Raw genomic sequence first — 19,457 nt, forward strand, 5'->3', positions numbered from 1 at the left:
GAACCGTCATCCTGAGGAGCGCGCAGCGCGTCTCGAAGGATGCACGGCCCCGCTGGCGGCCGATTCATCCTTCGAGACGGCCGCGTTGCGGCCTCCTCAGGATGACGGATCAGGTTTTGCGCTCCTGGCGGAAGCGCGACGCCACTAACTCTCCCGGACCGCGAACCCTTCGGCATTGAGCCTGGCCAGCACGTCCTCCAGATGCGCGCGGTCGCGGGTTTCGATCACGAGCTCGAGCAGCGTCGCCTTCGCCGGCAGGTCCGAGAAGGTGCGCTGGTGCGAGACCTCGATGATGTTGGCGCCGGCATCTGCGAGCAGGATCGACACCGCCGCGAGCTGTCCGGGCCGGTCGACGATGTCGAGCGCGAGCTGCGTCAGCCGTCCCTCGCGCGCGAGCTCGCGGGTCAGGACCGAGGCGATCAGCCGGGTGTCGATATTGCCGCCGGTCAGAACCAGCCCGACATTGCGGCCGGCGAAGCGTTGGGGCGTTGCGAGCACCGCCGCGAGGCCGGCGGCGCCAGCGCCCTCGACCACCGTCTTCTCGATTGAGATCAGGGTCGCGACCGCGCGCTCGATCTGGTCCTCGCTGACCAGCAGGATATCGTCAACGAGGTCTCGAACGATTTTGGTGGTGATCTGCCCGGGCGCCTTGACCGCGATGCCCTCGGCAAGCGTGTCGCCGCGCATCGGCAGCCGCTCATCTTTGACCGCATTGTACATCGACGGATAGAGCTGGGCCTGCACGCCGATAATCTGCACCGTCGGCTTGATCGCCTTCGCGGCCGTGGCGATGCCCGAGATCAGCCCGCCGCCGCCGATCGGCACCACCAGAATATCGAGCTCCGGCACCGCCTCCAGCATTTCGAGCCCGATCGTGCCCTGGCCGGCAATGATCAGGGGATCGTCATAGGGATGGATCAGGATCAGGCCTCGCTCGGCGGCATGGGATCCGACGAACGCGAAGCATTCTTCCAGCGTCTGCCCTGTCATGATGACTTCGGCGCCGTGCCGCCTGGTGTTCTCGATCTTCACCATCGGCGTGCCGATCGGCATCACGATGGTGGCGGGGATGCCGAGCCGCTTGGCGTGGTAGGCGACGCCCTGGGCATGATTGCCGGCGGACATCGCGATCACCCCGCGCTTGCGCTCATCCGACGACAGCGCCTGCAGCCGATTGAGCGCGCCGCGCTCCTTGAAGGTCGCGGTGAACTGTAAATTCTCGAATTTCAGGAACAGTCGGCAGCCGCAAATCTCGCCCAGCGTGCGGCTCTCGTTGCACGCCGTGACCATCACCGAATCCCGGATCACGCCGACGGCGCGGCGCACGTCGGCAAGGGTTACGACGGGTGGATTAGAAGGATGCGGCATCGGCGTCGCTCAGGTCCGTTTCGTTAGACGGAACCTAAAGCATGATCCGGAAAAGTGCGAAGCGGTTTTCCGACCCAATATGACTTGCCGCCGGATAACTAGAAAAAGCCCGCGCTGAGATCGAGGCCATAGCTTGCCCTGAGGACCGCGACGAACAGCACGGCGAAGGCGAATAGCAGGACATGCCCGGCGATGCTGCTCCGAAGCGAATTGGCCGGAAACACCCGTGCAATCGATTGAGCCAAAGCAGTCATTTGCGACCTCCAGAGCTGCGTCACGAAGGTAGGTCGCGCGCAGGCCTGCGAGGTTCAACGCGGCTCGCGGAACGGACGGCGTGTCGATGCACTCGGTTCCGGTCACCTTGCAGCCGCGCCCGGTTCCCGAAGCGGTGACCGACCACGATCAGCGTGCCCTTGGCTCAGCGCAGCCTCTTTAGTTGTATTTGATTATTTGAATTTGAGCATGTTCTTTTCGGAAAACCGCTTCGCGCTTTTCCGGATCATGCTCTAGAGGTTCGGCACCTCCGCCGGCGCGATTGCGGTCAGCCCGCCGAAGCGACGCTCGCGGCCGTGGAAGGAGGCGAGTGCGTCGGCGAGGTCGTCGGCTTCGAATTCAGGCCACATCCGCTCGGTGAAGTGCAGCTCGGCATAAGCGCCCTCCCAGAGCAGGAAGTCCGACAGCCGCTTCTCGCCCGAGGTGCGGATGATCAGATCGACGTCGCGCAGGCCGGCTTCGCCGGTGATCAGATCGGCAAAGGTCTCGCGGCTCAGCGGGCCGGCGCCGGCCGCGCGCGCGGCCGCGTTCAGGATGGCGTCGCGCGCCGAATAGTCGATCGCGATGCGCAGATGCAGCGTGGTGCCGGAGGCCGTCTCGGCCTCGGCGCGGCCGATCGCGGCGGCGATGCCGTCGGGCAGCCGGTCGCGGCGGCCGATCACGGAAAGCCGGACGCTGTTGCGCACCAGGGCCGCGATCTCGTTGGCGAGATAGAACCGCAGCAGTCCCATCAGCGCCGCGACCTCGGCCTTCGGGCGGCGCCAATTGTCGCTGGAGAATGCGTAGAGCGTCAGCGTGCCGACGCCGTGGTCCGGCGCGGCCTCGACGATGCGGCGGATCGCCTCGACGCCCGCTTCATGTCCGCGCAGGCGCGACAGGCCGCGCCGCGTCGCCCAGCGGCCGTTGCCGTCCATGATGATGCCGACATGGAGCCGTGTGGCTGGCTCCCGCTTGAGCGCAACGTTACTTTGCATCACAAAGTCTCCGGATAAAAATGGAATAATCAAACTGGCTGAACGCCGAGACGTCCGGGCGCGCCGTCGTCCTTGCCGAAAGCCTTTTCAGTCTTACCGGCGCCTCTATCTGCCGTGCCGGCGGCCTTGGCTGCGTCGCGCACCAGCTGTTCGAGCACGGCGAGATAATCCAGGAAGCGGCGACGGCCGCTCTTGGTCAGGCGGCAGCTGGTGTGCGGGCGATTGCCTTCGTAACCCTTGATGACGTCAACCAGGCCGGCCTCCTGCAGCACCTGCAGATGCCGGCTGAGATTGCCGTCGGTCAGGCCGCAGAGCTGCTTGAGGTCGGCGAACGCGAGCCCTTTCGGATGCGCCATCAGCGAGGTCAACAGTCCAAGCCGCGCCTTCTCGTGGATGACGCGGTCGAGGCCATCATAGGCGAATGGCGCGGCGGTCACGTCAGTCTTCGGCATCATGGCCTCCGGAAGCGAAATACAACAGCGCGGCGAGCAGCAGCTGGCCGATCGCGAATGGCAGCCCCATGGTCCAGGGCGACAGCGCGTGGCTCCGGCTTGCGATCAACAGCACCGTGAAGCCCGACAGGAAATACCAGGCACCGCCGAGCGCGATCGTGCGCGGCAGCAGGCGGACCGAGGCGAACACGCCGAGGCTGACCAGCACCTGCCACAGGCCGGGCAGCATCCACAGCGTCTCCGGCGCGAATTTCCATTGCAGGATCGCGAGCAGCACGCCGGCGATGACAGCGGGAACGAATTGCCCGATCGCCTGCTGCACCATCGCATCGGCAAGGCCGGAATGATGCCGCCGCGAGCGCGCCTGCATCTCGATCCAGATCAGCACCGCCGAGAGCAACGCGGCTGCGGCCCAGCCCGCGAGGAACGCAATCGGATGATTAGTGGGATCGTCGAGCCAGCGATATTGCGCAAGCGCCGTAACCAGCGCGATGCCGCTGGTGGCGGCAACCGTCGCCGGACCATAGCCGCGGAACGCGGTTCCGGCCGCAATCTGGCTGCGGATCGCGAGAATATCGGCCAACGCCTTGTCGAGGTCACGCATGTTTCGCTCGAACTTTGTAATGCAAAGTATACGGGACCGCCAAGTAAACGCAAGCGGCGTCGCACCGCCGGCCGATCGGGATGTTTAACAGCTGGTTACCGCGCGAATTGCGGCGAAAGCGCGTCAGACCTTCACGAGGCTCGCAAAGCCGCCGTAGATCATCCGCTTGAGATCAAACGGCACGTCGTCCTTGCCCATTGATTCCAGGCGGGGATCGGCCATCACCTTGGCGTTGATCCTGTCGCGCTGGGCGCGCGACTTGTAGGTGATCCAGGCGAACACGACGGTTTCGCCGGCCTTCAGTTTCACGCTTTGCGGAAACGAGGTCAGCTTGCCCGGCTTGACGTCGTCCGCGACCCACTCGCGATAATCCAGCGCGCCATGTTCGCGCCAGACCTTGCCGGCCATCTTCGAGAGCTTGGCATAGGCTTTGAGTTTCTTCTTCGGTACGGCGACGACGAAACCATCGACGTAAGGCATGGGACGAGTCCTGCTGATATTGCGATGAGCGCGCGCCGACAACTCACCGTCGTTCCGGGATGGTCCAAAGGACCAGACCTCAGGCGCGCAATTGCGCGTCGGGGAACCTCGAGATTTCGGGTTCACGCTTCGCGTGCCCCGGAATGACGTGATGCGTCAGCTGTGACAGCAGGATGCCTGAACCGGCGCCGGTTGGTACTGGTCACGTAGCCGCACCCAGTCCATCGGATAGGGCAGGCCCTCCTCGTGGCGGCCGAGCGGCGTCAGGTCGAGATAGTGATAGGCGGCATTCATCATGTCGAGGCCGCGCGCGAAGGTCGAATAGGTGTGGAACACGTTTCCCGCCTCGTCGCGGAAGAACACGCTGATGCCGGGCAATTCAGGACCGTAGAGCGGGGTCGTTCCATAGTTGTACTTCGCGTCCCCTGCATCGATCTGGTCTTGCGTGAACGAAACGCCATAGTCGTAATTGAAGTCATTGCCCCCGGACGACACCCAGTCGAAGGTCCAGCCCATCCGCTGCTTGAAGGCCTCGAGCTTGGCGAACGGCGCGAGCGAGATCGCGATCATCGTGGTGTCGCGGGCAGCCAGATGCGGGACCATGCGCTCGAAGCCGTCGACCCAGAACGAGCAACTCTTGCAGGCGGCGTCCCACTCCGGCGCGAACATCACATGCTGCACCACGAGCTGCGGCCGGCCCTTGAAGAGATCGCCGAGTGTCACCTTGCCGTCCGGCCCGTCGAACACATAGTCCTTGTCGACCTTGACCCAGGGCAGTTCGCGGCGCTGCCGGCTCACCGCTTCGCGGGCCTGGGTCAGTTGCTTCTCGCTGATCATCAGCGCCTTGCGGGCCGCGATCCATTGTTCGCGCGAAACGATTGTGTGCTGTGACATGGCATGCTCCTTTGCAGGGTCAGGCGTCGACATATTGTTCCAGATTGCCGAGGAACTCGGTCCAGCCGCGCTGGTGGTTGTCGCGGGCGGTCTCGTCGACGAACTGCGCATGATGGAAGGTGAGCAAGGTGCCGCCCCCGTCGGGCTTGATCGATACCGTCACCTCGGACACGCGCTCCGGCGTCGAAGGCCAGGCCCAACTGAACACCAGCCTCTCGTTCGGCACCACCTCGCGATAGATGCCGCCGACCTCGTGATATTCGCCGTTCGAACCGGTAAACTTGATCCGGTAGCGCCCGCCGACGCGAACATCGAGTTCGGCCTCTGTCGTGCCGGGCTTGATCTGCCCGGGGCCAAACCACCGCGCTAGGTCTTCCGGCTCGGTCCACGCGGCGTAGACTTTTTCCGGCCGCGCGCGGAGCCGCCGCGTGAGGGTGAGACTTGGACGCGCGGCAAGGCCGGCGTCGGCAGCGACTGCAGATTTGTTTGCCGATTGGTTTGCCGATTGGTTTGCCATGGGTCTTCCTCCACAAAAGCGGCCAGGCGATCGAGATTGTCGGACCAGAATTGCGCGTAGCGATTGAGCCAGTTCATCGCCTGCTCCATCGGCCTCGCGGTGAGCCGGCACGCCACGGTACGGCCGGTCTTTTCGCGCGTGACGAGGCCGGCATCGGTGAGCACGTCGAGGTGCTTCATGATCGCAGGCAACGACATCGCGAATGGCTGCGCCAGCTCGCTCACCGACAGGCCGTCCTGCTCGCCGAGCCGCGCCAGCAGCGCGCGGCGGGTAGGATCGGAAAGCGCCGCGAAGGTGCGGTCCAGCGTCTCGTCTTGATACTTAACCATGTGGTTTAGTATAAGCGCAAACGACGCGGCGTCAAGCGGAATGCTTCACGATCGCGTTAGACGGAACGCAGGGTGAGGATCGGATTGGAGACAGCGGCACCGGCGCCGTGCGGTGAACCTAATCGGGGTAGACGGTCCGGTGCCGGCGGTGATGGCGGCGTGGCGGCGGTGGTGGCGGCGGCTCGCGGAACAGGAAGCGCGGGTTCTCGCCGCAGGCGAGATAGCGCCCGGACACGCTCGCCGCGCACTGATCGTAGGTCTGGTAGGCGCATTCGCCGGGATAGCCGAGGCTCGGGCCCTGCGCGCACCAGGGATAGTCATACGGATCGGCGGACGCGGGCTTGATGCTCGCCGCACCGGCAAGCGTCATCGCCCCCAAAACAAGCACTGCCAATCGCGATGTGCGCATGATCCGCCTCCTTCGAAGCCGCAGCGATCAAAGCGCGGCATCTTGGGTAAGGTTCCTGAAGCTCATTTTATTCCGCGTCAAGGCCCGCCGAAGGCCGGGCATCTCCGTACCCGCGACGGCTACTCGACCTTGAGGCCGGCGAACTCGACGACCTTCTTCCACTTGTCGGTCTCGGCCTTGATGTCGTTGCCGAAGGCTTCCGGCGTCTGGATCAGCGAATCGCCGCCGAGCTCGACCAGGCGCTTGCGCATGTCGGGCTCGGCGAGAACGGCGTTGATCTCGGTGTTGAGCTTGGCGATCAGTTCCTTCGGCGTGTTCTTCGGCGCACCCATGCCGAACAGCGCGCTCGCCTCGTAGCCCTTCACGGTATCCGCGATCGCCGGCACGTCGGGCAGCTGCGAGGACCGCTCCGCCGTGGTGACGCCGAGCGCGCGCAGCGAGCCGGAGCGGATGTGCTGGATGATCGAGGGCATGTTGTCGAAGATCACCTGCACCTGGCCGCCGAGCATGTCGGTGATCGCGGGCGCAGCGCCGCGATACGGCACGTGCTGCATCTTGCAGCCGGTCATCGACATGAACATCTCGCCGGAGAGATGCACCGAGGTGCCGTTGCCGGACGAGGCCATGTTCACCTTGCCGGGATTGGCCTTCACATATTCGATGAACTCGGCGACGGTCTTGGCCGGCACGTCCTTGTTGACGGTCATCACGTTCGGCACGCGGTTGAACGAAGCAACCGGCGCGACGTCGCGCACGAAGTTGAACTTCAGATTGGCGTAGAGCGAGGCGTTGATGTAGTTCGCCGGATTGACCAGCAGCACGGTGTAGCCGTCCGGCTCGGCGTTGATCGCAGCCTCGGTGCCGATATTGTTGCCGGCGCCCGGCTTGTTCTCGATCACGAATTGCTGGCCGAGCTTCTCCGACAGCCGCTGTCCGATCAGGCGCGCGATGATGTCGGTGGCGCCGCCCGGCGGATAACCCACGATCCAGCGCACCGGCCGCGCCGGATAGTCGGCTGCGGACGCACGGCCGATCGCGAATGTCGAAATCCCCGACCCGATCAGGCCCAGCGCGGTGCGGCGTGAAATCATGAAGTCTCTCCCGATCCGGCGGGGTTTGGTGCCCTGCCCGTTTCTGTTGCGTTGCGTGCGGCGCGGTTTTAACAAACAATGTGTGAGGCGGCCAGTGCGATACGTGCGCCGCCGACCGCGACGAAAGACTAAACGAAAGACTAAGCTGCAATTTGTTATGACGCGTTTTCTTCACGCGAACCGGTGTCCACTTCGCTCGAAAACGCTCTGGACCAAAGAGGATCGATCATGTCCGTCAAGGTGAATGGGCTCGACCATCTCGTGATCAACGTCAGCGATGTCGTGCGCTCGGTTGCCTGGTACAGCAGGATCCTCGGCATGGAGGTGAAGGTGTTCGACCCCGGCAAGGGCAAGACACCGCGCACCTCGCTGGTGTTCGGCAACCAGAAGATCAATGTGCGGCCGCACGATGCCGATAAGGTGGATTGGTTCACCGCCGATCACGCGGCCGCAGGCAGCGACGATCTCTGCTTCCTCACCTCGAGCACGCCTGAGGAGGTGGTCGCGCATCTCAAGGCGAACGGCGTCAAGATCGAGGAGGGTCCGGTCGCCAGGCAGGGCGCGCGCGGCACGCTGCGCTCGGTCTATTGCCGCGACCCCGACGGTAGCCTGATCGAGATCTCGTCGTATGAACGAGACGCGACCTAGCATCATTGCGAGGCAGCCGATGCGCGCCCGCTCATAGGTGCGGACAATAGCTCTTCCGTGCGGCGGAACAGATCGCTTCGGCGCAACATTGCTCTGCAAATCCCGATTTGCGCTCGGCGCACGCCAATGGCAGAACTGCCCCCAACCAAGATCAAGGGCGGTCGCCAAGGCTGCGGGAGGACATATGACCAGTTCAAAGCCGGTGCCGGGAATCGTCGGACCATTTGCCGGGCTCGATGTGCCATGGCTGCTGAGAATGCGCGCCGAGGTACGCCGCGATCATCCATTCCTGATCTGGGCGCCGTTCGACGCGCCGGCACGGCAGTGGAGCTACGGCGAATTCCATGAGCGGGTCGGCGCGCTGGCGGCAGGCCTCGCCAAGCGCCGCATCCGGCAGGGCGACTACGTCCTGATCCATCTCGACAATTGCATCGAAGCGATCATGTCGTGGTTCGCCTGTGTCGAGCTCGGCGCCATCGCCGTCACCACCAACACCCGCTCGGCGGCGGCCGAGATCGAATATTTTGCCGGCCATTGCGGCGCGGTCGCCGCGATTACGCAGCCGGCCTATGCCGAACTGATCGCGGCCAACTGCAAGGGGCTGCGCTGGATCGCGGTGACCTCGCACGACGCCGGCCAAGCGCCGGCGCAGGCACCCGCGCATGGCGACAGTTTCGACGCGCTGTTCGCCGACAGCGCCGACCGGCCGCGCCGCCCGATCGATCCGCTCGCACCCTGCAGCGTGCAATACACCTCCGGCACCACGTCGCGGCCGAAGGCGGTGCTGTGGACCCACGCCAACGCGCTGTGGGGGGCAAAGATCAACGCCGCGCATCAGGACCTGCACGCCTCTGACGTGCATCAGACCTATCTGCCGCTGTTTCACACCAATGCGCTGGCCTATTCGATGCTGGCGAGCCTATGGGTCGGGGCGACCTGCGTGATCCAGCCGCGCTTCTCGGCGAGCCGGTTCTGGCCGGTGGCGCTCGAGCACGGCTCGACCTGGACCTCGACGATCCCGTTCTGCATGCGGGCGCTGCTCGAGCACGAGGTGCCGAAGAACCACAAGTTCCGGCTCTGGGGCACCGCGGTGAACGCGCCGCCGGCCTTCGCCGTGTTCGGCATCAAGATCATCGGCTGGTGGGGCATGACCGAGACCATCACCCACGGCATCATCGGCGAGGTCGATCAACCCAACACGCCGATGTCGATCGGCCGCGCCGCGCCTGAATACGAAATCCGCATCGTCAATGATGACGGCACGCCGACCGGCGTCGGCGAGACCGGCAATCTCCTGATCAAGGGCGTTCCCGGCCTCTCGCTGTTTGCCGAGTACCTGCACAACGAGAAAGCGACGCGCGAGAGCTTCGACGAGCACGGCTATTTCATCACCGGCGACCGCGTCACGATGCTGGAGCACGGCTTCATCAAGTTCGGCGACCGCTCCAAGGACATGCTGAAGGTCGGCGGCGAGAACGTCGCGGCCTCCGAGATCGAGCAGGTGATCGCGGTGGTGCCTGGCGTCCGCGAAGCCGCCGTGGTGGCGAAGAAGCACCCGATGCTGGATGAAGTGCCGGTCGTCTTCATCATCCCGCACACCGGCGTTGCGGCTCTGCCTGCTGATCTGCACGACAAGGTCATGACCGCGTGCCGTGCGGGCCTCGCGGACTTCAAGGTGCCCCGCGAAATCCGCTTCGTCGACGAGATGCCGCGCTCGACGCTGGAGAAGGTCGCGAAGGCGGAACTGCGCAAGATGCTGGAGTAGACACAATGTCGTTCCGGGGCGATGCAAAGCATCGAACCTCAGATGCGCAATTGCGCATCGGGGAACCTCGAGATTCCGGGCCTGGTCCTTCGGACCATCCCGGAATGACAGGTGGTCAATTCACCTCGAACCTAATCGGCAGCTTCTTCGGGCCGTTGACGAAATAGGCTTGCGTCATCTTCACCTCGCCGTCGAGCGACAGCGATTTCAGGTGCGGCAGCAGTTCCTCGAACAGGATGCGCATCTCGAGCTTGGCGAGATACTGGCCGAGGCAGAGATGCGCGCCGTAGCCGAATGCGACATGGCGGTTGGGCTTGCGGTCGCTGCGGAAGCGGTCCGGGTCCTCGAACACCTCCTCGTCGCGATTGCCCGAGGCGTAGCACAGCATCAGCCAATCGCCCTTGGCGATCTTGCGGCCGCCGAGCTCGGCATCTGATGTGGCCGAGCGCATGAAATGCTTGACCGGCGTCATCCAGCGGATCGCTTCGTCGACCAGGCCCGGGATCAAGTCGGGGTTGGCCTTCACCTTGGCGAATTCCGCGGGGTCCCTGGCCAGCGCCCAGATCGCGCCTGCAGTCGAGGATGAGGTGGTATCGTGGCCTGCGGTGGCGACGATCATGTAATAGCTGGTCTGATCGTGCTCCGGCATGTAGTCGCCGCCGATCTTCGCATTGGCGATGACGGTGGCGAGATCGTCGCGCGGGTTCTGGCGGCGTTCCTCGGTGATCTTGCGGAAGTAGGCCGAGAAGTCGGCGATGATCGCCTGCAGCATCACGGAGACCTGCTCGGCGCTGAGCGCATCGCGGACCCGCGCCGTATCCGGATCTTGCGGACCGAACAGCTCCTGCGTCAGCTTCAGCATGCGCGGCTCGTCCGCCTCGGGCACGCCGAGGATCTCCATGATGACATGCAGCGGATAGCCGAGCGCGACGTCCTCGACGAAATCGCAGGCGCCGCCGCGGTCCAGCATGCGCTGCACCGTCGCGCGCGCGATCTCGCGCACACGGCCTTCGAACTTGCCGAGATTGGCCGGCATGAACCAGCCCTGGGTCAGCGCGCGGTATTTCGGATGGTCGGGCGCATCCATCTGCACCAGCGAGCGCACCAGATTGGGCCCACCGGTGATCTTGCGCACGCGCTCCTCGAGCGCCTGGTTGGTCAGCGTGGTCGGCCGGTCGGCATTGTGGAACAGGTCGTTCTGCCGGCTGATCGCCTGGATATGGGCGTGCTTGGTCACCACCCAGAACGGATCGAACTTGTCCGGCCGGGCGATCCCCAGCGGATTGTTGGCACGCAGCCAGCGATAGCTGGCATGAATGCGGTCGTCGGCATAGGCGATGGGATCCACGAGGGTTGCCGCGATGTCAGCAGGGATGCCGAGATCCCCGGTCGTTGCCGTGTCCATGATCGTCCTCACCCGCATCGGTCTCGCCGATGATCACCGGAATCTAGGCGGAGGTAAGGAGGACGACTTGCGTTGATTGGCTAGTGCCTTGCACGAGATTTCGGGGCGATGCGTCAGCATCGAACCTCAGCTGCGCAATTGCGCACCGGGGAGTCTCGAGATTCCGGGTTCAACGCTCCGCGTTGCCCCGGAATGACGTACCTAATAATGCCCGAATGCCACCGGGCGGAACGCCTGCAGCAATTGCTGGTCGAGCTTGCCGCCCATCTCCTCCATCATGGAGAACGCCTTGGCGTGGGTGAACTGCAGCCGGTAGGCGCGCTTCTCGACGAGGGCGGCATAGACGTCGACAATCGTGGTGATACGGACGATGTCGCTGATCTGATTGCCGGAAAGACCGTTGGGATAACCGGTACCGTCGAGGAATTCGTGGTGATGCAGGATCACGTCGAGCATTTCCGGCGGGAAGCCGCCCTGCGCGGACAGCGCCTCGTAGCCGCGGCGCGGATGCTCGCGCATCTCGGCCATTTCCTCGACCGTCAACGCGCTGGGCTTGTCGAGCAGCGCGACCGGAACGAAGGCCTTGCCGACATCGTGCAGCAGCGCGGCGCGGGCGAGCCGGCGCTGGTCGTCGTCGCGCATGCCGAGATGCTGCGCGAAGGCGACCGCAAAGCCGGTCACGAACAGGCAGTGGCGATAGGTCTCCTGATGATGGCAGCCGACCTTGGTCAGCCATTCACGCAGCGAATTGTGCTTGATCGCCTTGAGGATCTTGTTTTCGGCGGCGACGATGTCCTCGAACTTGAGCGGCTCGCCGGCGCGCATCCGCTCGAACATCTTGACCATCACGCCATGCGCGGCTTCGACGCCGCGGTTGAGTGCCTTGCCGCGGTCGGTCTCGTCATAGCCGCTGTCGTCAGGAAATGCGGCACGGATGCGCTGCAGGATGCCGCGCGCATCGAACGGCCGCGAGATCGTATCGGTGGCGCCGAGCGCCCAGGCCTGCATCGAGGCATGATGCAGCGCATCCGCCAGCACGAACAGCCGTGGCATCTCGCGATAGGCATCGGCCTGCAGCTTGCTGCGGACCAATTGCACGGCTTCGGGCGAGCGCAAATTGATGTCGACGACGATGCCGGAGAGATCGCGGGCCGGCTGCTCGGGAATATCTGATGTCGGAACGGTATCGACCTCGCCCACCGAACGCAGGATGCTGGCGAGTTCGTTGCTCTGATCGCTTCGATCCGACGCCAGCAGGAGGCGGCGCTTCGAAGTCTGATTATTGGCCAAGGCAGTCATGACATCCCCGTCGCGGTAACGACCGACGCCCGGACGCTACCTGACGATGCGTTCCCTCCGGCTTAATGGGGATGCTGAACGATGGTTGAGCGCAATAGGCGCAATTTGAACGATCGTGGAATTCGCCTGCAAAATCAGGCCGGCCGGAAATGGATGGAGCCGGCCGCGTCGGCGACGACTCATGAATTCTTGCGGCTTCATCCACGCACGACCCAAAAGAAAAACACCGGAGAGCTCAGCGCTCTCCGGCGTCTTCGTTGGTTCAGGCCATTACGCCTTCATCGCCGCCTTGACCGCTTCCGCGGTGATCGGCAGGCCGCGGACGCGGGCGCCGACGGCATTGAAGACCGCGTTGCCGATCGCCGGCGCCACCACCGTCACGCCGGGCTCGCCGACGCCGGTCGCCTTCTCGCCATTGGCGATGACGTTGACCGCGACCTCCGGCAGCTGGCTCATTCGAAGCGGCGTGTAGCTGTCGAAGTTGGTCTGCTCGATGCCGCCGTCCTTCAACGTCGCCTTCTCGAACAGCGCCAGTGACATGCCCCACAGCGCCGCGCCCTCAACCTGGGCGCGGATGCCGTCGGGATTCACCTGCGTCCCAACGTCGGTCGCAACCGTCAGCTTCTTCACCGTCACCTCGCCCGACGGGGCGACGGCGACATGGGCGACGCAGGCGGTCCAGCTCGCCGTGGCGCGCTCCTGCGATGACACGCAGGCCACGCCCATGCCTTCGCCCTTCGGCAGCTGCTTGGTGCCGTAGCCGGCGAGACCCATCGCAGCGAGCAAGGTGTTGCGGAGACGCTGCGCGCCGCCGTCATTCTTGCCCTTGCCGTCGAGCAGCGAGATGCGCAGCTGCGCCGGGTCCTTGCCGGTCGCATGCGCGATCTCGTCGATCATGCTTTCGACCGCCCAGAACGTCCAGCCCGGCGCCACCGAACGGAGCTGACCGGACGGGGTGGCGTTGTGCGCCATCTCGTTCTTGATCGCCCGCACATAGTGGTTGGGCACGGTGTAGAAGAAGTCCGCCCCGTTCACCGTGAAGGAATCGAGCGGACCCTTCTTGTCGACCGAGGGCGTGAGGAAATCAGGAATTCCCCAGCGCGCGGTCGGCCAGGCCGACACCACGTCGTGGCTCATCGCGACGATCTTGCCGTCGCCGTCCACGCCTGCCTTCACCTTCTGGTAGGTCAGCGGACGCGAGAAATCCATCGTCATGTCGTTCTCGCGCGTATAGATGACCTTGACCGGCTTGCCGACGGCCTTCGCCGCCTGCACCGCGGGCACCATCATGTCGGCGTCGAGACGCCGGCCGAAGCCGCCGCCGAGCCAAGCCTGATGCATCACCACGAACTTCGGATCGATCCCGGCGGCGCCGGCTGCGATCGCACCGGAGCGCGTCGCGAACTGGTTGCCGGAATAGATGTGCAGGATGTCGCCCTTGAACTCCGCGGTGGCGTTCATCGGCTCCATCGGCGCATGGATGTTGATGTTGGTGGTGTACTCCGCCTCCAGCACTTTGGCCGCCGAGCCGTAGGCCGCATCCGGATCGCCGTCCTTGACGAAGAACTGACCGGAATCGCTCAGGCCCTGAAGCCGTTTGGCCTCGGCGAGCAGCGACTCGCTCGACAGTTTGGCGTTCGGACCGCCGTCATAGCTGATCTTCAGCGCCTCGGCCGCCTTCTTGGCATTGGCATAGGTGCTGGCGACCGCGACGACCCAGCCGGTCGTGGTGGTGGTCTTGTCGTCGAGGGTGACGGCCTTGATGAAGCCCGGCACCTTCTTGGCCGCGCTGTCGTCGACCGACTTGACGGTGGCGCCGTAGCGCACCGGCGGGGTGACCAGCGCGCCGTAGACCATGCCCGGCAGCATCGTGTCGATGCCGTACTTCGCGGTGCCGTTGACCTTGAACGGAATGTCGAGCTGCGGCACCGACACGCCGATCATGGTGTACTGATCGGGCGTCTTCAGCTTGATCGCCTTCAGATCGTCAGCCGTGAATGTCTTGGTCGCCTTGCCGCTCTTCACGACGTCGGCGAACGACATCGACTTCTTCGACTTCGGATGGCTGATCGTCGACGCGCGCACCACCAGCTCGCTGGCCGGCACGCCCATCGAGGCGGCCGCCGCCTCGGTCAATGCGATCCGGCCGGCAGCGCCGGCGCGGCTCATGGCGTCGAAGTTCATCATCGTCGACCAGCTGCCGCCGGTGATCTGCGCGCCGAGCACGGGATCGTTGTACTTCGGGTCGTTGGAGGCGAGCTGGACCCGCATGTCCTTCCAGGACGCGCCGAGCTCTTCGGCGACGATCTGCGCCATGGTCGAGGCGACGTGCTGGCCCATATCGGCCTTGCCGCAGGTCACGGTCACGATGCCATCGGGCGCGATCGCATACCAGACGCTCGGCTCGAAATTGGCGGGTGCGGGCGCCGCGAGCGCCTGGTCGATGCCGGACGCGGCGTAGCCGAGCACGAGGCCGGTCGCAGCGGTGCCGACCAGGAAGGAACGGCGGCTGAGATCGGTCGTCTCGGGAGCGAGGTTCTTCACGTGCTTGTTCATGTGGCCCTCCGCTCGGATCCGGTGGCCGATGCGGTGCGCATGTCGGACGCAGCGCGCATGATCGCCTTCTGAATTCGTGAATAGGTCATGCAACGGCAGAGATTGCCGTCCATATGCGCGACCACTTCTTCCTTGGTCGGGTTGGTGTTCTTCGACAGCAGCGCTGCCGCCTGCATGATCTGGCCGGACTGGCAGTAGCCGCATTGCGGCACCTGCTCGGCGATCCAAGCCTTCTGCAAGGGATGATCGCCCTTAGGCGAGAGGCCTTCGATGGTGGTGATCTTTTTGCCGACGGCGTCGGCGACCGAGGTCTGGCAGGACCGCACCGCTTCGCCGTTGACGTGAACCGTGCAGGCGCCACAGAGACCGGCGCCGCAGCCGAACTTGGTGCCCGTCATCTGCAATTGCTCGCGGATGACCCAAAGCAGCGGCGTGTCATTGGCCGCCTCGACGGACATACTCCGTCCGTTGATATTGAGATTTGGCATCTCTCTCCCCTTCCGGTGTCGGAAGCCGCTTACGGCGGCAACTCACTGTTGGGTCATGACTGACGCCCACCGGGTAAGCGACAGTTGCCGAAACAATGATCCGGTTCCCGGCTGGAGGCAATCCAATTTGGAATTGATCGAAAAGAATAAATTTCGGAAACTGCTTGTTGTGCGATGCGGCAACGGCATGAAGTTTTTGAAATGCCAGTATTGATGCCGTATCGATCACTCCTACCAAGGTCGGTATTCGCCGGACCTGACGTCGACAACAGAAGGAGCCCGTCAATGGCCAAGCTCAACCGTAGCGGCGTCGACATCTATTATGAGATTCACGGCAGCGGCGTGCCCTTGATTCTCACCCACGGCTATTCGTCGACCTCGGCGATGTGGCAGGGCCAGATCGAGGCACTGTCGAAGCGGCACAAGCTCATTATCTGGGACATGCGCGGGCACGGCCAGTCCGACTATCCCGACGATCCGGATGCTTATAGTGAGGCCCTGACCGTGGGCGACATCGCCGCCCTGCTCGATGCCGCCGGCGCCGACCAGGCGATCGTCGGCGGGCTGTCGCTCGGCGGCTACATGTCGCTGGCCTTCCACCGCGCCCATCCCGAGCGGGTGCGCGCGCTCCTGATCATCGACACCGGCCCCGGCTTCAAGAAGGACGATGCCCGCGAGGTCTGGAACAAGCGCGCCCGCGACACCGGCGACCGGTTCGATCGTGAAGGGCTCGACGTGCTGAAATCGCTGAGCGCCGAGCGCGCGACTGTCGCGCATCGCAACGCCAGGGGCCTCGCGCTCGCCGCGCGCGGCATGCTGGCGCAGCGCGATGCGCGGGTGATCGAGTCACTGCCCGGATCAAGGTGCCAGCGCTGGTTGTGGTCGGCGCCGACGACACACCGTTCCTGGCGGCGTCCGACTACATGGCGGCGAAGATCCCGGGCGCGCAGAAGGCGGTGATCCCGAACGCCGGCCACGCCGTCAACATCGACCAGCCGCAAGCCTTCATCGCGGCCGTGCTGCCGTTCCTGGACAGCCTCGAGGCCCAGTAAGGGATCAAGTGCAAGTCAACGATCAAGGACACGCCATGAAGACGATCGCCGTCGCACTGCTGCTGACTGCCGCCGCGACAGAAGCGAGCGCGCAGAAGCTGCCGTTCGTGACAGACCCGTCGACCTTCACCGCGACGTTGTCGAACAGCACGCCGCTGGTGTTCGGCATGGGCAAAGAGGACGCGCAACGCGCACTCGGCACACCCCTGACGTATGTCAGCGGCCGGCCCGGCAACGAGATCTTCCTCACCTTCCGCGATATCGGCGGCAGCGGGCTGTTCCCGCATCACGACCGCCTATTTCTCCAGTTCCGCAAGCACCGGCTGACTGGCTGGAAGGCCGACTGGGGCGAGAACTGGATGTGGCGCTAACCCTCGTCGACGAACTTCATGCAACCCCCAACATGACAAGGATGGACCATGGGACAAGACATCAAACTGAAGGCTTCCGACGGGATTTGAACTCGGTGCCTATCGCGCCGATCCCACCAGTGCGCCAAAAGGCGCCGTCGTCGTGATCCAGGAGATCTTCGGCGTCAACCACCACATCCGCTCGGTCTGCGACCGGCTCGCGAACGAAGGCTATGCCGCGGTTGCGCCCTCGATCTTCGACCGCATCACGCCGAACTTCCAGAGCGGCTATTCCCCCGACGAAGTCGCCGAGGCGCGCAAGTTCGTCGCCAATCCGGACTTCGCCGCGATGCTGCGCGACAGCCAGGCGGCGATCGACGCGGTGAGGTCGGTCGGACCGGTCGGCATCATCGGCTTCTGCCTCGGCGGCAGCATCGCCTATGCGGCCGCCACCAAGCTGTCAGGGCTGTCGGCTGCGATCGGCTATTACGGCGGCGCCATCATCCGCTTCGCCGACGACAAGCCGACGGTGCCGACACAACTGCACTTCGGCGAGAAGGACGCCGGCATTCCCTTGAGCGATGTCGAGACCATCAAGTCGAAGCGGCCCGAGGTCGAGGTCTTCATCTATCCCGGCGCGCAGCACGGCTTCCATTGCGACGAGCGCGCCAGCTACGACAAGACCAGCGCCGACATCGCCTGGCCGCGCAGCATGGAATTTTTCGGGAAGCATTTGCGGAAATAGGGCGCCGCTTTTTCCGTCCCGTCATTCCGGGGCGCGCGCAGCGCGAGCCCGGAATCTCGAGATTCCGGGTCTGGTGCTAACGCACCATCCCGGAATGACGAAGGACGTTGTCCTTCGTCAAAACCAGCGCTCGCCGACGAACAGCGTATCGCCCGGGCTCATCGGCGTGCCCAGCGGCACCACGAAGCGGCCGGCGCCGGAGGCATCGGTATGCGTCAACGTCACGCTGTCGCGGCGGGCGCGGGGCGAGAAGCCGCCGGCGATCGCGACCGCGCTTTCGACGGTCATGTTCGGCACGTAGGGATATTGGCCGGGAGCCTGGACTTCGCCGAGGATGAAGAACGGCCGGTAGGACTCGATCTCGACCGCCACCGAAGGCTCGCGGATGAAGCCGTTGCGCAGCCGCGCCGAGATCTCGCCGGCGAGACCGGCCGGCGTGCGGCCGCGCGCCGGCACCGAGCCGATCAGCGGCATCGTGATCGCGCCCGCGGCGTCGATCGCATAGGAGTTGGTCAGGCCTTCCTGGCCGTAGACCACGACACGGAGCTTGTCGCCCGGGCCGAGATGATAGGAATTGTCGTAGCCGGCGGGCCCACCGGGTGCAGCGGCATAAACCACCGGGGCAGCGGCCGGCGCGGCATAGCCGTACCCGGGAGAGGCGCTGGCGAAGGCCGACCGCAATGCGCTGATCGCACCACCGCCGCTGCCATCGGCAACCGGACCGGGTGCGTAGGCCGGGCCGTAGGTGACGGCATCGACGCCTTGCGGGCCGACGGCAACCGGACCGGACGTGCTCATGCAGCCAGACAGCGCGAGCGCAGCCACAACGGCAGTGATCGGCAATCGTAACGCGCGTGCAACCGGCACCGGACCTATCCCTCAACTACGAGACAGGCCCAGTCTTGCACTACTTATGGTTAACAAAGAGTTTTCAAGGATCGAACGGGAAGCCGGAAAACCCAGCCTCCCATCGATTTGCAACATCAGGCCGCGGTGACGCCGACGCCGATCGGGCACGACACGCCGGTGCCGCCGAGCCCGCAATAGCCCGCCGGATTCTTGGCGAGGTACTGCTGGTGGTAATCCTCGGCGAAGTAGAATTCGCCCGAGGGTGCGATCTCGGTGGTGATCGCGCCGAGCCCCTTGGCGGCAAGCGCCTTCTGATACATCGCCTGCGACTGCTCGGCGGCTTTGCGCTGCGCATCGCTGAAGGTGTAGATCGCGGAGCGATACTGCGTACCGATGTCGTTGCCCTGGCGCATGCCCTGCGTCGGGTTGTGGTTCTCCCAGAACGTCTTCAACAGCTTCTCGTAGGAGATCTTCTTCGGGTCGAACACGACCAGTACCACTTCGGTGTGGCCGGTGCGCCCCGAACAGACTTCCTCATAGGTCGGGTTCGGCGTGTGGCCGCCGGCATAGCCGACCGCGGTGGTGATGATGCCGTCGCCGAGCTCCCAGAACTTGCGCTCCGCGCCCCAGAAGCAGCCGAGCCCGAACACCGCCTGCTCGAGGCCTTGCGGGTAAGGCGGCGTCAGTTTGCTGCCATTGACGAAATGCGTGGTCGCAGTCGGGATCGGCGTCGCGCGGCCCGGCAGCGCCTCGGCGGCACTCGGCAACGCGGTGGTCTTGCGCATGAACAACATGGATACCTCCGGGCGGGACATCGGCCGACGCGGCGAACGGCCTGTGGGCCGGCTGTCACCTATATATGTCGTTACGCAGAGGATGGGAGCCCTGTTACGAAGGGCTTCTTACGGC

19 protein-coding genes and 3 pseudogenes are annotated in these 19,457 nt (G+C 64.6%); 5 read left to right on the plus strand and 17 right to left on the minus strand.

The genetic code is table 11. The features are described 5' to 3' along the window. Positions 1-144: 144 nt before the first annotated feature. The 11 genes and pseudogenes from ACVIW0_RS38490 to ACVIW0_RS38540 all read right to left on the minus strand — a co-directional run bounded on the left by ACVIW0_RS38490 (position 145) and on the right by ACVIW0_RS38540 (position 7,391). On the minus strand, positions 145-1,368 hold the full coding sequence (locus ACVIW0_RS38490) for a threonine ammonia-lyase (RefSeq protein WP_461356972.1): 1,224 nt from the start codon (positions 1,366-1,368) through the stop codon (positions 145-147). 98 nt (positions 1,369-1,466) lie between these two features. Then, complete coding sequence (locus tag ACVIW0_RS38495) at positions 1,467-1,622, minus strand: response regulator (protein WP_461356973.1); 156 nt, start codon at positions 1,620-1,622, stop codon at positions 1,467-1,469. Positions 1,623-1,874: 252 nt separating this feature from the next. Next, the gene (locus tag ACVIW0_RS38500; RefSeq protein ID WP_461356974.1) at positions 1,875-2,615 is read right to left on the minus strand and encodes a di-trans,poly-cis-decaprenylcistransferase; all 741 of its coding nucleotides are present in this window, start codon (positions 2,613-2,615) and stop codon (positions 1,875-1,877) included. Between the two features lie 29 nt (positions 2,616-2,644). Continuing rightward, entirely contained in the window at positions 2,645-3,067 is a 423-nt protein-coding gene (locus ACVIW0_RS38505; protein WP_461356975.1) for a transcriptional regulator, read from the minus strand. Beyond that, a complete protein-coding gene (locus tag ACVIW0_RS38510; RefSeq protein ID WP_461356976.1) occupies positions 3,054-3,671 on the minus strand; it encodes a hypothetical protein in 618 nt (205 codons plus the stop codon). Before ACVIW0_RS38510 ends, ACVIW0_RS38505 begins: the two co-directional genes overlap by 14 nt. Before the next feature lie 123 nt (positions 3,672-3,794). Further along, on the minus strand, positions 3,795-4,151 hold the full coding sequence (locus tag ACVIW0_RS38515; RefSeq protein WP_461356977.1) for a DUF1428 domain-containing protein: 357 nt from the start codon (positions 4,149-4,151) through the stop codon (positions 3,795-3,797). A 156-nt stretch (positions 4,152-4,307) separates the two neighbouring features. Continuing rightward, on the minus strand, positions 4,308-5,045 hold the full coding sequence (locus ACVIW0_RS38520; protein ID WP_461356978.1) for a DUF899 domain-containing protein: 738 nt from the start codon (positions 5,043-5,045) through the stop codon (positions 4,308-4,310). A gap of 19 nt (positions 5,046-5,064) precedes the next feature. After that, positions 5,065-5,427, minus strand: a pseudogene (locus tag ACVIW0_RS38525) (SRPBCC family protein); the annotation flags it as partial. Then, the gene (locus ACVIW0_RS38530) at positions 5,412-5,891 is read right to left on the minus strand and encodes an ArsR/SmtB family transcription factor (RefSeq protein ID WP_461356979.1); all 480 of its coding nucleotides are present in this window, start codon (positions 5,889-5,891) and stop codon (positions 5,412-5,414) included. The gene ACVIW0_RS38530 and the pseudogene ACVIW0_RS38525, both read right to left, overlap by 16 nt. A gap of 118 nt (positions 5,892-6,009) precedes the next feature. Next, positions 6,010-6,300 carry a DUF3551 domain-containing protein gene (locus tag ACVIW0_RS38535; protein ID WP_461356980.1) on the minus strand — a complete coding sequence of 97 codons (291 nt, stop codon included), beginning with the start codon at positions 6,298-6,300 and terminating at the stop codon, positions 6,010-6,012. Between the two features lie 119 nt (positions 6,301-6,419). Further along, positions 6,420-7,391 (minus strand): Bug family tripartite tricarboxylate transporter substrate binding protein, encoded by a 972-nt coding sequence (locus ACVIW0_RS38540; protein WP_461356981.1) that lies wholly within the window; start codon positions 7,389-7,391, stop codon positions 6,420-6,422. A 228-nt stretch (positions 7,392-7,619) separates the two neighbouring features. Here ACVIW0_RS38540 and ACVIW0_RS38545 point away from each other — a divergent pair, with 228 nt between their 5' ends. Both ACVIW0_RS38545 and ACVIW0_RS38550 read left to right on the plus strand, forming a co-directional pair. After that, entirely contained in the window at positions 7,620-8,039 is a 420-nt protein-coding gene (locus ACVIW0_RS38545; protein ID WP_461356982.1) for a VOC family protein, read from the plus strand. A gap of 184 nt (positions 8,040-8,223) precedes the next feature. After that, positions 8,224-9,804: an AMP-binding protein gene (locus tag ACVIW0_RS38550; RefSeq protein ID WP_461356983.1), complete on the plus strand. Its 1,581-nt coding sequence runs from the start codon at positions 8,224-8,226 to the stop codon at positions 9,802-9,804. A 115-nt stretch (positions 9,805-9,919) separates the two neighbouring features. Here ACVIW0_RS38550 and ACVIW0_RS38555 read toward each other — a convergent pair whose 3' ends face one another. The 4 genes from ACVIW0_RS38555 to ACVIW0_RS38570 form a co-directional block, all read right to left on the minus strand. Beyond that, positions 9,920-11,209 carry a cytochrome P450 gene (locus ACVIW0_RS38555; protein ID WP_461356984.1) on the minus strand — a complete coding sequence of 430 codons (1,290 nt, stop codon included), beginning with the start codon at positions 11,207-11,209 and terminating at the stop codon, positions 9,920-9,922. Between the two features lie 201 nt (positions 11,210-11,410). Further along, positions 11,411-12,508, minus strand: a complete 1,098-nt coding sequence (locus tag ACVIW0_RS38560) for an HD-GYP domain-containing protein (protein WP_461356985.1) — start codon at positions 12,506-12,508, stop codon at positions 11,411-11,413. Between the two features lie 270 nt (positions 12,509-12,778). Beyond that, the gene (locus tag ACVIW0_RS38565) at positions 12,779-15,064 is read right to left on the minus strand and encodes a xanthine dehydrogenase family protein molybdopterin-binding subunit (protein WP_461356986.1); all 2,286 of its coding nucleotides are present in this window, start codon (positions 15,062-15,064) and stop codon (positions 12,779-12,781) included. Further along, on the minus strand, positions 15,061-15,552 hold the full coding sequence (locus ACVIW0_RS38570; RefSeq protein ID WP_461356987.1) for a (2Fe-2S)-binding protein: 492 nt from the start codon (positions 15,550-15,552) through the stop codon (positions 15,061-15,063). The genes ACVIW0_RS38565 and ACVIW0_RS38570 overlap by 4 nt, the downstream gene beginning before the upstream one ends. Before the next feature lie 384 nt (positions 15,553-15,936). On the opposite strand from ACVIW0_RS38570, the pseudogene ACVIW0_RS38575 reads away from it, so the two are divergent. From ACVIW0_RS38575 to ACVIW0_RS38585, 3 genes and pseudogenes are all read left to right on the plus strand, one after another. Beyond that, positions 15,937-16,604, plus strand: a pseudogene (locus ACVIW0_RS38575) (alpha/beta fold hydrolase). Positions 16,605-16,639: 35 nt separating this feature from the next. Next, positions 16,640-16,975 (plus strand): hypothetical protein, encoded by a 336-nt coding sequence (locus tag ACVIW0_RS38580; RefSeq protein WP_461356988.1) that lies wholly within the window; start codon positions 16,640-16,642, stop codon positions 16,973-16,975. A 48-nt stretch (positions 16,976-17,023) separates the two neighbouring features. Then, positions 17,024-17,699: pseudogene (locus tag ACVIW0_RS38585) on the plus strand (dienelactone hydrolase family protein). Positions 17,700-17,816: 117 nt separating this feature from the next. Here ACVIW0_RS38585 and ACVIW0_RS38590 read toward each other — a convergent pair. Next, positions 17,817-18,566: a polysaccharide biosynthesis/export family protein gene (locus tag ACVIW0_RS38590; RefSeq protein WP_461356989.1), complete on the minus strand. Its 750-nt coding sequence runs from the start codon at positions 18,564-18,566 to the stop codon at positions 17,817-17,819. Positions 18,567-18,682: 116 nt separating this feature from the next. Continuing rightward, entirely contained in the window at positions 18,683-19,342 is a 660-nt protein-coding gene (msrA, locus tag ACVIW0_RS38595; RefSeq protein WP_461356990.1) for a peptide-methionine (S)-S-oxide reductase MsrA, read from the minus strand. Positions 19,343-19,457 lie beyond the last annotated feature (115 nt).

It is taken from the genome of Bradyrhizobium sp. USDA 4454 (assembly GCF_054822705.1).